This window comes from Legionella sp. PATHC039, assembly GCF_026191275.1.
Classification (GTDB): domain Bacteria; phylum Pseudomonadota; class Gammaproteobacteria; order Legionellales; family Legionellaceae; genus Legionella; species Legionella pneumophila.
Map to the genome: position 1 here is coordinate 347,302 of NZ_JAPHOP010000001.1, position 12,728 is coordinate 360,029.

Consider the following 12,728-nt stretch of genomic DNA (forward strand, 5'->3'; position numbering starts at 1 on the left):
TTACAATGCTCCTGAAAGTGCCTGGCTACGCACAAAAATTATTTGTCTGGCAAAGAGTTATAATAAAAACAACCATAACAGAGAGAGAATTTGAGTATAAACAAATTAACCTGGAAGGTCTATTTACCTTAAGTATAGCCAGATTTCGCCAAGATTTTGTATGGGGATACCATATCCTCTCCCTGAAAGTCGCGGCTCGAATTATGGTTCAAACACTGAACAGCGACTGTCAGGGAGCGGATAAAAATAATCCAGCATTAATAAGCCGTCATGCATGAATACAATAATCTCTCTCCAACATGAGCTTGTTTGCCATGCATGAAAGTAAAATTATCCACAATCATGAAATCTCCTTTTTGCCAATGAAAAACACGAGTATGACGCTGAATAACCTGGTTAATTTCAGATATTTCTTTTGCAGAAAACGCCTGGCCATTACCATAATGACAGATCATGGGAAGCATATCTTTCAGGATAAGATACCGGCTTGCCCAATATTTGAATGAACGCAGTTTTTTTAATTCACCATAATTCAAATTGGAATAATAATTCAAATAAGCTGATGAATTGAACCAGGCTATTTTATCAGTTAGAGGATGCTTTAATGCTCCGGGCAAATAATTTAGTATTATCAAATCATTCCCATGATTTATCCAATCCCATACTACCTGCTTTTGAGTTAAATTTTGTTCTATTTGAGTTTTGTCTTCTGTGCCAAAATAATCAACCCAACTTCGAGCACAATGGTTTCCCAGGATTTTTCTTAATACACCATATTTTACAGATTGCCCATGAAAAAATTGCTTGTATTGGACACCGTATTCAAGAATCTTGTTCTGAATGTCTTGGGGCATATCTATCCATATTTCTTCAGCATTGGCAAAGATTGTTCCACCGCCTTCCTGAGGCGCAATGATGCAGCAAAAATAGATGTGATTAGGTGGCTTTGGTGATCGGGGTTTTTCGTGATGCAGCGGTAATGGAATATGAGCCGGCAGGTCACTTGATGTGTAAATTTCATTTGCCAGTACAGTTCTTGGCAAGTCATAATCGCTTGTCGAACATCTCGTGCCTAAGGCACATAATTTGATTGCTTTCGAAAAGCAGTTCTCTTCTTGACAGGAAAATCCTCTTAATACTATTGCTCCATACTGATTGAGCTTTTGGATTATCTCATCATGATACTCAGAAATAAAATGTAACAAAGGGGTAGGGCTTGCTTTCAAATTATCCTGGCTTGCAATGACCATAGGTATGTTCATGCCGGGAGCCATATTAAATTTTAAACGCACAGTCTTGCCTCCTGACGCTTTGGGTTATTTGATAGCCTCTAAAAATATGGGGCGAGTTTCATAATATAATTGACCATCGTATTTCCTGTCACAGATAGTTTGAAATGCTTTTAACATGTCCTCAACCAGTGTATCTGTTATTTCAGAAGGAACTCTTTTTATGAAAGGCATGGTTAGAAGTAAATTCTTATAATAATCAATGTGCGGCAAATGCACACGGCAAGTTTTTAAATCAAGTTTAATTCGTTTAAAAGGCAATCTGTTGAGAAGATTAATCACACCATAAAAATACTGTTCATTGATTGGAGAGATATATAGTTTTGTTAAATCCCTATAAAGGTTTTGTTTGGCCAATTCTTTCCAAGTTTGCAAAATGCTGTGGTCGGAAAAAGAAGACATGACAGCATACAATTTGCCTTCTCTTTTTAGAAGATGAAAAATATTTGGAAAAGAAATATGGATATTAGTCCAATGTAAACACCAAAATGAGAGCGCCAAATCAAAAGATTGCGGTTGGTGAAATTCCTCAATGTTATGAACTTCAAATGAAAGTCCTTTTCGTTCCCATTGTTGATTGGCATGTCTTATCATTTGCGCAGAGCTGTCAATTCCCAGAATTTGTCCATGTTTTATCTTGCTTGCCAACAAGCTGGTATAGTGCCCATCTCCACAACCAATATCTAAAATATTTCCAGACAGATCGATGTGAATTGTTTTTAGAAATTCTTCGTTGATTTCATTTTGAATATAGTTTCCAAGCACATAACGTTCAGGATCCCATATCACTTTATTCTCCAGTATCAATAATCATTGTAAGGGAAGATATACCCAAGAAACCAGCGATTACAAATATCTTTGGCGTGGCTGAAATCTATTCTCACATATTATGCGGGATGTGTCTTGTTTTTATGAGGATACAGCCCTCGCTGACGAGGTTGTACTTTAATCCTGCAGTGCACCGGTGTGCCAATTTAACACTTTGTCTATTTACCAGGCGTTGGCAATGTTTCATTTTGTTTCATGCGAACAAACTAAAAATCAGATATTGTCAGCTAAGCAAGTTGATCTTAATTTTCTCTTGCTGATTTTAAGCCTGAAACCATAATGTCTTCTTTATGAATAAAGTGTTTGATTAGCTGGTCTGCTTGTTCGCTTGTTAAAGGTTTAGTTAACACTCCATCCATAAAATAATCCTCAACATCGTATTTCACCACATCGGCCTGGTATGAAGTTAAGGCAATAATTGGTACATGATAATTGGTGTTTTGTTCCTTTTGGCGAATTTTTTTTGCTACTAAATAACCAGAAGTGCCTTCAAGTCCAATATCCATAAAGACCATATCGTATTTCCCTGGGTCGAAAAGGTTTAACGCCTTATCTCCTGTGTCTGCGATATCAACCTGGCATCGCAGTTCCTTAAGCAATGCCTCTTCAACTTTTTGAGCAACGAAATTGTCTTCCACCATTAATATTTTGGGTTCAGTCACTCGTTTCTTTTGAGTGCGTTTGGTATTCCTTGGGGAATGAACTTGTTGTAAATGCGCCTCTAATTTTTTTAGTCTGGTGATATCAGTTAACACAACTACTAAACCACATACTTTATTTTCCTTGTCAAATAATGGTACTCTGCGGGACTTATAGTAAATGGCTTCCTTATCTTTATTGTATACGGGTTCTTCTTCTATATCGTACTGAGATTCACCTGAAAAGAGCACTTTCATATCATCCAGTTTAAACGTTTCAATCCGTTTTTCTGACCATTTCATATGTTTTGCCATTTGGTCATAGGGAGTTCCTTTTAAATCGCCAATTTTTTGTAAGCCCAGTAACTTGATAAAATTTTGATTACAACCTTTCAGGTGACAATCTTTATCTACCCAGTAAACAATATCCGGTAAGCAATTTAGGATATCAAGGTAATGTTGGTGCATGTCCATATCTGCATCAAAAAATTCATTTCCAATTTGTTGTGACATTTACTTCCTCCTGAAGATTATACAGAAACTTCTTTGGAGCTACATTGTAATAATTATAGCAAAAATTAGACCTAAATGTAATTTAATTATCCATGAGCGGTGGTGTAAATTGCAATTGTGATTTGCCTGTTGTCTCTTTAGTTAATGCGTTATTAGAAGGGTTCACCAGGTAGGTTGATTATTATTATATGAATCAAGTTAATTTTAAATTAACCAGGTTTTTATTTTTCTCCTAATACATATTGATTGATTATATTGTGAATTAGCTCTGGAGTCACAGGTTTGGTGAACACATTGTTCATACCAGATTCCAGACATCCTTTTTCAGAGGAATCTTTAGTGTGTCCAGTCAATCCAATAATAGGAAGAAGTTTTTTAGAATGTTTTTTTTCCCATTCACGAATTTTAACAGAAAGTTCGCAACCAGATATTCCAGGCAGGCCGAGATCTGTAATGACAAGATCAAAAGACTCGGATTGAATTAATGCCAATGCTTCTTCTCCATTAGAGGCTGATTTAAAGCGATAACTCTCGTTTGATAAAATAAGCTCCAGTACTTTCAACGCAATGCTGTTGTCTTCCACTAATAATACGTATGGAGAATTTTCTTCAGCTTCTGATGACATCTTAGGAGTTAATCGGGAGTTAGATGAGGTGGAGAGCGAGGAGTCAGTTTTTTTTGAACTGTTCGTTGATTTATTGGTTTTTATTTTTTTCTGAGCGCCTGTTTGACATGGAATATCGAAATAAAAAGTGGTGCCTGTTCCTTCTTCGCTTATTAAAGCAATATGGCCCCCTAATAAGTTGACATACGATTGTGCGATATGCAAGCCAAGCCCATGTCCTTTATAAATCCCTTTATAAGATGGGCTGATTCGGAAAAAACGCTCAAATACTTTTTCTTGAAGATTGGTTGGAATACCTATCCCTGTATCGCTGACTTTAAATTGTAAATGAATGTTTTTTCCGGAAGCTTCAAGGCATGCTACTTGAATCGTAATCTGACCCTTAGGGGTGAATTTAATCGCATTGCCCAATAAATTTAAAAGAACCCTATGAATTTTTTTACGATCACTCTGGATATAACGAGGTACAGATTTGCCAATATGCACAATTAATTCCAAATGCTTCATCACTGTGGTAGGGCGTTCGAGTTTCAACAGATCTTCAATGCATTGATACAAATCAAAAGTCTCTATGCGGATGTCTTCCTTATCCATAAAGCCAGCATGAACATCATCTAGAATGTCGTTTAACATATTTAATAGTTCTTCACCGCTATCGTGAAGCATGTGCGCTTCTTCCTTTTGCTCTGGGTCTTTCACTGTGTTTTCTAACAATTCAGACATTCCAATAACCCCGGTAAGTGGTGTGCGAATATCATGACTCATATTGGCAATAAATGCTGTTTTGGCCTGGTTAGCTGCCTCAGCGGCTTCTTTGGCTTTTGTCAATTCAGTCACATCAACAGTAATTCCAACAAGCCCTACTATGTTTCCCGATAAGTTAGTTATGGGTACTTTGCTGACTAAGGTATTAGTAACCGTTCCATTACGGTCTTTGAGATCGGATGGCATTTTTAAAATAGGTTCACCAGTTGAAAATACTTGCTTATCCTGATCTTGATAATTTTTAGCGAAATCATGATCTTGAAAAAGATCAAAATCATTTTTTCCAATAATGTCTGATGTTGATTTAAAGCCAAAAAACTGTGCTGCCATTTCATTGCAACCTAAGTATTCAAAACGGGTGTTTTTCCAGTAAACATAACAAGGAATTTTATCGATAACGGAGGTGTAATAGTTGGTTATTTCTTGAATATATTCTTTTACAGAAATTTTGTTTTTAGGTGCGTATCCAATTTCACCATAGATAGCCGTCCCGATTTCTTCGAAAAGATGCGAGGTTGTTGCTGCATCTTTGTCCATTAACAAAATGTAATGTTTTTCGTTGACTATTGCGACTGTTTTTTGCCATTGGAAAGAATAATTCCCCACTTGCAACACTTTGTTAGGAATAAGATTGCCTTTTTTATTCAGGATTGGAGTTAGATTGGCTAATTCCCATAATTGGAAAAAAGATTGTCTATCGGTTGAGCTCCAATTAATTTTAAGCTTTTTCTTTGCGGTATCATTGAGATATTCCAATTCCATATTCTCGTTGATTACGAGAAATGAAATGTTAACTAATGAAAATGCTTTTCCAAAAATGGGAAAATCATTTTGAGTCAAACGAATGGTTTGTGATCTCATTCAATATCCCTGTACTCGATTAACTTTTGTGCAATAAATTGATATCCTTCACGAATGATTGTATCGTGATTTGCCTTAATAGTATGGCATATAATTTGCCCTGAGTTATATTGTCCCCATCCATTCATCGGATCATTGATGTCTAAATAGTCTTGGTTTAAATCGGTTGCTTTAAATAGCACCATGTCCTGCTTGATTTTAGTTGGCTTATGATTGAGTAGTAATTCCATTCTTTCCCATGCCAAATTGGCTAAATTCCTGTTAGCTTGCAATTCTTTTGATAGATAGGCCTCGATGAAATGATTTTTGGATTTTTGCTTGCTTGAAAAAGTACACCAGCTTTCAATCATGGCAAGCAATCCGATGTGCTCATTTTGTTGAGTGAGTAGATGAGCTACCTCATGCATTAAGCTTCCTCCAAAGGAATATCCTACTAAATAGTAGGGACCATGTGGTTGTATTTTCTTTATGGCCTGGGTATAAGCCTTTGCCATGGAAGAAATACTTTCAAAAATTAATTTTCCTGAAGAAATGCTTGGATCTTGAAGACCATATAAAGGGATCTGGTAGTCCCATGAGGATGTAAAATGGTCAAAACAATAAATCATGCCACTTGCAGGATGACAGAAGAAAAAAGGGCGTTGCTTTGAACTCGTCTTTTTTAGGGGTATTACAATATCAATTTGATTCTTAGAGTTGTTTGAACTGATTATTTCAGCAAGCTTGGCAATAGTTGGTGTTTGATATAAATGTTGAATAGATAAATTGGCTCCTAGAATAGAATTAATGTTCTCGATGAGATTTAATGCTTTTAGCGAATGACCTCCTAAAGCAAAAAAATCATCGTTTCTACCAATTTCGACAATATGAAGATTGTCTTGCCATAATTTTGCAAGACGCTTTTCAATGCTTCCCTGTGGAGCACAAAATTCGTGATTCATGCTAAACGTGTCGCGAGAGACTTTATGTTCTTCAGTATCAACAGGATTATTATCCAGTATCAATCTGGAATAGTCTTCAATACTATAGTTCGAGACAATGAGATTGGAGCAAGGGTTAGAGAGTGCTTTTAAAAATAATTCTTGTCCTTGTAATGGATTGATAGTATTTCCCCGAGCAAAAAAATCGATATCTTCCGGCCTTTGGGTTTCTACACTCATTCCTATATCACACCAGGTGTTCCAGTTTATACTAAGCAAACATTGTGTATGAAATAGATTGCTGTTTGCAAAAGCATCCAGGCAGGCATTTGCCGCACAATAATCAATTTGTCCTCTCTCTCCTGTAATCGATGCGATTGAGGACATGAAAACAATGAAATCAAGATGGAATTGATGTAATGCTTTTGCCAGGTAATAGGTACCATGAATTTTCGGTAACAAAATATTATCGGCACTTTCTTTTGTTTTCAGTTGTAACAAACCGCCACCGGCAACTCCTGCAGCATGAATGAGACCGTTAATTGTTTTAAATCTGGATTTACAAAATGTAATTAAACGGTCGACATCTTTATCATTTCCAATATTGGCTTGATAACAAACAACAGTTGCTCCATTTTTTTTTAATTTTTGTAGTTGTAATGCCTTATGGTGATAGGGATGAGTAGTATCTGTTGCTATTTTTTCCCAGTCTGATTCATCGATTACAGGCTTTCTGGAGCAAAGAATGAATGTTGGGTGTTTCGTATTTTTCAAGATGCTATGGCACAGTGATAACCCAATCCCCCCCAAGCCTCCTGTAACTAAATAGATACCATTATCTGTTAAACGTTGTAAAACAGTTTTGCTGTGATTTGAGGAATAAGAGAGCTCCCAGCGATAACTATTTCTATAGGCAGTTAATTGGCAGGGGAGATCTTTTACTACTTGTGTCGAAGAATTGATAATGTCGATAACAGCATTGGTAATATTTTGGGTTGTTTCATATAAATGAATGTCGAACAAAGCACATGAAATATTATGATGTTCCAGTGGGATGACGCGCGAAGCCCCAACCAGGCTGGCATTAATTGGAGATATTTTCTCAGCACCAATAACATTTTGTGTGCATGTAGTAATGATTGCCAAGTGAATTGGCATATTGGTTCCCAAATCATTTAAAAATGCCTGAGTCAGATAGAGGAGACTATAAAACCCGAGATTTAACCCATGTTCAATTTGCTGTGCATCAAGAAAGTCTTCCTCAGAACCATCACATGAAAAGCAATGAAAAATAATTGGGTTGCGCAGAGTATTTTTTAGCACTGAAACTAATTGATTGTAATCTGATTTTTCTCCTGGATTGATATTGATATGAGTTTTCGATAATCGCCTGAATTCCTGACTTGGTTCAATAATAATGGGCTCGATGTCATGATTTTTTAGTATATTGATTATATTCTGACCTATTCCTGATTTATCTTTGAAAATGACATAGTCAAAATTTTTAAGATGAGCAGGAATGACAAGAGCTATTTTTTCATGAGACCATACAGGTTTATAAAAAGAGCAGGTTTCATTAACAGCAATGGTTTTTTTATCCGGCTCGATCCAATATCGTTGTCTTTGAAAAGGGTAAGTAGGTAAGGGAATAAGTCTTCGATTGTCCGTTTCTACCAGAGGCTCTAAACGAATGTTTACTCCTTTTGCCCATAGTTCACCGCATGCTGTGAGCAACTGAAACCTGTCAGATGTATTCTTTTGATAACCAGGGAGTGTAAAAAGAGCATTTGCCTTTTTATGCGATATTTCTTTCACAAATCCATATAAGCTTTGTCCAGGGCCTACTTCGACAAATATGGGGTGTTTGTCTTGAAGTATGCGATTGATTCCTTGGCAAAATCGCACAGTTTCACGCAGGTGTTTATACCAATAATCCGGATTAATCGCTTCACTTGCCGAGAGCCAGTCTCCAGTTACATTGGAAATAACCGGTATTTGGGGTGCCGATAGTTTTATGTTAGTAAACATCTCTTTAAAAGGTATTTCAATGGATTCCATAAAACGGCTATGGAAGGCGTGGTTTACTTTCAATTTTTGAAATGGTTTTTTATGAGTAGCCAGATAATTTTCTAATTTCTCAATCTCAGGCTCGCTGCCTGATAAAACAAAATGATTGCTGGCATTATGTAAAGCAATATCAACATCAACCATTTTCAGGTAGCCATCCAGCTGCTCTCGTGTTGCTTCGAGAGACAACATGGCACCTTTTGGTGCCTTTGACATTAATAGCCCTCGTTCACACACCAAAGCGATCCCGTCTTCAAAAGAAAAAACATCAGCAAGGCAGGCTGCAACATATTCCCCAATGCTATGACCGATTAGCATCTCTGGTATTACACCGCACTCTATAAGGACCTTTGCCAAAGCATATTCCACTATAAATAGCGCAGGTTGAGCGTATTGAGTTTCTTTGAGTTTCTTTGAGCTGGATTCAAAGAGAATAGAAAGCAAATCATGATGTAAATAAGTTTGTACAATCTTTGATCCTAAGGTCATGTATTTTGTAAAAAGTGGCATTGTTTCAAATAACTCCATAGCCATTTGAGGATATTGCATTCCCTGTCCACTAAACATAAATGTAATGCTGTGATGAGTCTCTTCATTAAAAAATAAAGGGTTTTTCTTTTTTAATTCGATGCTTATCTCTTCTACTGTTTTACCAACAGCAAATTGACGCCATTGAAAATCTTCTCTGCCTCTTTGCAGCGTATAGGCTATATTCTCAAGATGAGAGTCATCACATTTTTTTAAATAGTTCTTGAGATTGTAAGTACTTTGCTGTAATGCCTTTTCTGTTTTTGCTGAAAGAAGTATTAATTCCTCTTTTAAGGGAGAAACCGAGGTCACTTTTTCCTCATGTTCATGTTCTGATAAAATCATATGAGTGTTGGTGCCACCTATTCCAAAAGAGCTTACTGCGGCATAGCGTTTTGAAGACGTGTTCCAATCCAAGGTTTCCGTATTAACAAAAAAGGGACTTTCGGGCAGTGCCAAATCGGGATTTGGTTTTTTATAATGAATAAGAGGTGGTATTTTCTTATGATAAAGGCAGAGAGCTGTTTTAATAATACCAGCAATACCTGCTGTTACATCAGTATGCCCAATATTTGCTTTAACCGAGCCTAAAGCACAAAACTCGGTTTTATCAGTTTGTTCTCGATAGACAGAGGTTAATGCCTTTATTTCAATCACATCACCCAATGCGGTTGCTGTTCCGTGTGCTTCAAGAAAATTGATTTCCTCTGCACTAATCTGGGCTTGTTGAAGAGCATCCCGAATGCATGAGATCTGGCCGCTCATACTCGGTGCAGTGAAACCCAACTTGTCTATTCCATCGTTATTTACTCCTCTCCCCTTGATGATGGCATAGATTGTATCGTGATTCTTTATCGCATCTTCTAACCGTTTTAGAACAATGACGCCAACGCCATTGGAAAAAACAGTACCGTTTGCTTCAGATGAAAAAGGTCTGCAGTATCCGTCGGATGAGACAATACTGCCATTTTGAAAAAAGTATCCCTGTGTTTCGGGAATGACTATAGAGCTTGCACCAGCCAGTGCAATGTCACTTTGTCCCAGTATTAAGTCTTGACAGGCATGATCTACTGTAGCTAAACCTGTAGAGCAAGCGGTATTAATATTAACACTACGCCCTTTGAAATTGAGCCGATAGGAAGTTTGGGTGCTGAGCATTCCCATACTTGTAGATATTCTTTGCTGAAATTGATCAAACTCATTACAAAACCATTGGCTTTTAAGTAAATTTTCATTGAGGTATGTGCTATCGGTCATCCCCGAGAAGACACTGATGATTTTAGAGTCCAGTTTGCTTGGGGCAATACCGGCATGTTCAAGAGCTTCCCATGCACACTCAAGAAACACCCGATGTTGCGGGTCAGTAATTTTGGCATCAATGGGACTGAAACCAAAAAAATGCGCGTCAAAATGATCGTTATTTTCCAAGACCCCTTTTACAGGTACATAGTCTTCTTGGGCCAAAAGATAGTGGGGGATAGTATTTTCGTTAAAACGAGTCAGGCAGTCTTTCCCCTGACACAAATTATGCCAGAATTCATCTATATTTCGAGCCTTGGGAAAGCGGCAACTCATACCAACAATTGCAATGTTCTGTGAAGGCGTTTTTTTTATTTTTCGCGCGAGATGTTTATCCAAATCACCTTCAAGAAAGCGGCTCAATTTGTGGATAGTCGGGTGGGTCAGCATCTCAACTATCTGTAAATCACACTGTAGCTCCTTGTTAATTTGAGCGCATGCTTCTGTAATGAGTAATGAATTTGCTCCTAATTCGAAGAGATTTTTGTGAGACTCAATACTTGAGCGGTTTAAAAGATGTCGCCAGATATTTTTTATTGTTTCTTCAATAGGGTTCGATGAAGATGTGTCGATATGAAATGATAAATCGGTATGAGCTATTTTATCTAATTTGGCTTTATCAATTTTACCCACCGCAGTTAGAGGTAACTTTTCTACCATGACGTATTTGGCGGGTAACATATAAGGCGGTAGTTTTCGGCTCAGAAAACTTCTAATTTCATCGGCATCAACAATGATGTCCTTTGATTTAAAGACCAGGTATGCAGTAAGAAATTTGTGTGCTCCACCACCGATCTCTACGTTTACAGCAGCAAGGCTTATGGCCTCATGATTCATGAGTTCTTGTTCGACTTCAGTTAAATGGATCCTGAAGCCGCCAATTTTTACCTGATCATCAACGCGACCCAAGTATAATAATTCACCAGAAGGTAGCTGACGGACTTTATCACCGGTTCTATACATTCTTGAATAGAGTTCGTTGCGTGAAAAAGGGTTCTTAACAAATTTTTCTTCTGTTTGTTCTGGGCTATTATGGTAATGCAGAGCCAAGTGTACTCCACTGACCCAAAGTTCTCCTTCCTCTGTGCGACGGCGGTTATTATCAAGAATATAGGTTTTTGTGTTGGCCGTTTTAAATCCTATACTTGCAAGTTGTTCGTCTGTATATTCTTTTTCGCTATGGATAATATTGCAGCTTGAGAAAACGGTAGCCTCTGTTGGGCCATATACGTTAACCAGTTTTATGGGGATATCTGCTTTTTTTCTACAATCAATAAAATTTTTCAATAGGTGAGCATTCACTTGCTCACCGCCAAAGGAAATAGTATGTAAAAGATCTAAGGTTTCTGGAAATGATTTCATCAGCTGATGGAAATAGCCGGTTGGAATCAGTAAGTACTTGATTTGGAATTCTTTAATAATCTTTTTTAATTGATTATGGTTTCTCCTGGCTTCATTAGGGATAATGTGCAATGCTGCGCCGTTTAAAAGGGCAACCCATGTTTCGAATACACTACCATCGAAAGCCAGGTTACAGAATTGACCTGCTTTTTCTCCTTTCTGTATCGAGATAATATTATCAATTACGGCAAGATTTACCACCGCTCTGTTAGGAACAACCACCCCTTTGGGTTTGCCGGTGGATCCTGAAGTATAAATCATATACAAAGGAGATGTTGGTATGACCGTGTTTTTAATATTTTTCTTGGATTGACTTAATGATTCTAAATGGAGTTGTTTGATCAGATAGATTTCAGTATCAACTCCTTCGAGGAGAGGTTGGTATTCATCATGGGTAATCACAACTCCAGGATTGGCGTCTATAACGATTTCATGCAAACGTGTTGATGGTGCAAGGGTGTCGAGTGGTACATAAATGGCACCAAGTTTTATGATAGCAAGGATACAAATAAAAAATTCAACGCCTGGATCTAACAAAATGCCAACAAAATCGCCTTCTTTAACCGATTTTTTTTTCAAACTTCGAGCAAATTGATTTGCTTTTTCATTTAATGCGAGGTAGCTATATGCAGTTGTCTTGTCTTTAAGCGCAAGAAAGTCTGGATTTTTTTTGACTTGTGTTTCAAAAAGGTCAATTACCGTATAATTAAAATCTTGCTTTTTTAATTCCATACTTTCGAGGCCTTAATTAAAATAAAACACATAATTTGGTGAAATTATATAGCAATTTTTCAAAAAAGGTTTCTTTAGTTCAAAAAGTATACAAAATTTAGGTAAACAGAGGAAGGATTGAGTCGTTCAAAAGGAGAGTTACATGCATTCTTTTGTCTCATAAGGATTATTAAAACAATGAGTTTGGATTGATTATTAGGTAATAGATAAGAATGCATAATGTATTATCCTTTATAGAAGAAAATTGAATCATAGTCTTTT

General features: G+C 37.0%; 6 protein-coding genes. 1 reads left to right on the forward strand and 5 read right to left on the reverse strand.

The annotated features are described in order from the left end of the window. Positions 1 to 5: 5 nt before the first annotated feature. On the forward strand, positions 6 to 278 hold the full coding sequence (locus OQI99_RS01565; protein WP_061512769.1) for a hypothetical protein: 273 nt from the start codon (positions 6 to 8) through the stop codon (positions 276 to 278). Here the strand turns inward: OQI99_RS01565 and OQI99_RS01570 are convergent. From OQI99_RS01570 to OQI99_RS01590, 5 genes are all read right to left on the reverse strand, one after another. Further along, positions 258 to 1,292, reverse strand: a complete 1,035-nt coding sequence (locus OQI99_RS01570) for a TauD/TfdA family dioxygenase (RefSeq protein WP_061512770.1) — start codon at positions 1,290 to 1,292, stop codon at positions 258 to 260. The two genes, OQI99_RS01565 and OQI99_RS01570, sit on opposite strands and share 21 nt — an antisense overlap. A gap of 24 nt (positions 1,293 to 1,316) precedes the next feature. Further along, positions 1,317 to 2,078 carry a class I SAM-dependent methyltransferase gene (locus OQI99_RS01575; protein ID WP_061512771.1) on the reverse strand — a complete coding sequence of 254 codons (762 nt, stop codon included), beginning with the start codon at positions 2,076 to 2,078 and terminating at the stop codon, positions 1,317 to 1,319. Positions 2,079 to 2,359: 281 nt separating this feature from the next. Then, positions 2,360 to 3,268: a response regulator gene (locus OQI99_RS01580; protein WP_265731181.1), complete on the reverse strand. Its 909-nt coding sequence runs from the start codon at positions 3,266 to 3,268 to the stop codon at positions 2,360 to 2,362. A 221-nt stretch (positions 3,269 to 3,489) separates the two neighbouring features. Next, a complete protein-coding gene (locus OQI99_RS01585) occupies positions 3,490 to 5,520 on the reverse strand; it encodes a PAS domain-containing hybrid sensor histidine kinase/response regulator (RefSeq protein ID WP_265731182.1) in 2,031 nt (676 codons plus the stop codon). After that, positions 5,517 to 12,467, reverse strand: a complete 6,951-nt coding sequence (locus tag OQI99_RS01590; protein WP_265731183.1) for a polyketide synthase — start codon at positions 12,465 to 12,467, stop codon at positions 5,517 to 5,519. The genes OQI99_RS01585 and OQI99_RS01590 overlap by 4 nt, the downstream gene beginning before the upstream one ends. Positions 12,468 to 12,728 lie beyond the last annotated feature (261 nt).

Coding starts and splice junctions, on each gene's coding strand:
- OQI99_RS01585 (WP_265731182.1), bottom strand. CDS start 5,520: ATGAGATCACAAACCATTCGTTTGACTCAAAATGATTTTCCCATTTTT.
- OQI99_RS01580 (WP_265731181.1), bottom strand. CDS start 3,268: ATGTCACAACAAATTGGAAATGAATTTTTTGATGCAGATATGGACATG.
- OQI99_RS01590 (WP_265731183.1), bottom strand. CDS start 12,467: ATGGAATTAAAAAAGCAAGATTTTAATTATACGGTAATTGACCTTTTT.
- OQI99_RS01565 (WP_061512769.1), top strand. CDS start 6: ATGCTCCTGAAAGTGCCTGGCTACGCACAAAAATTATTTGTCTGGCAA.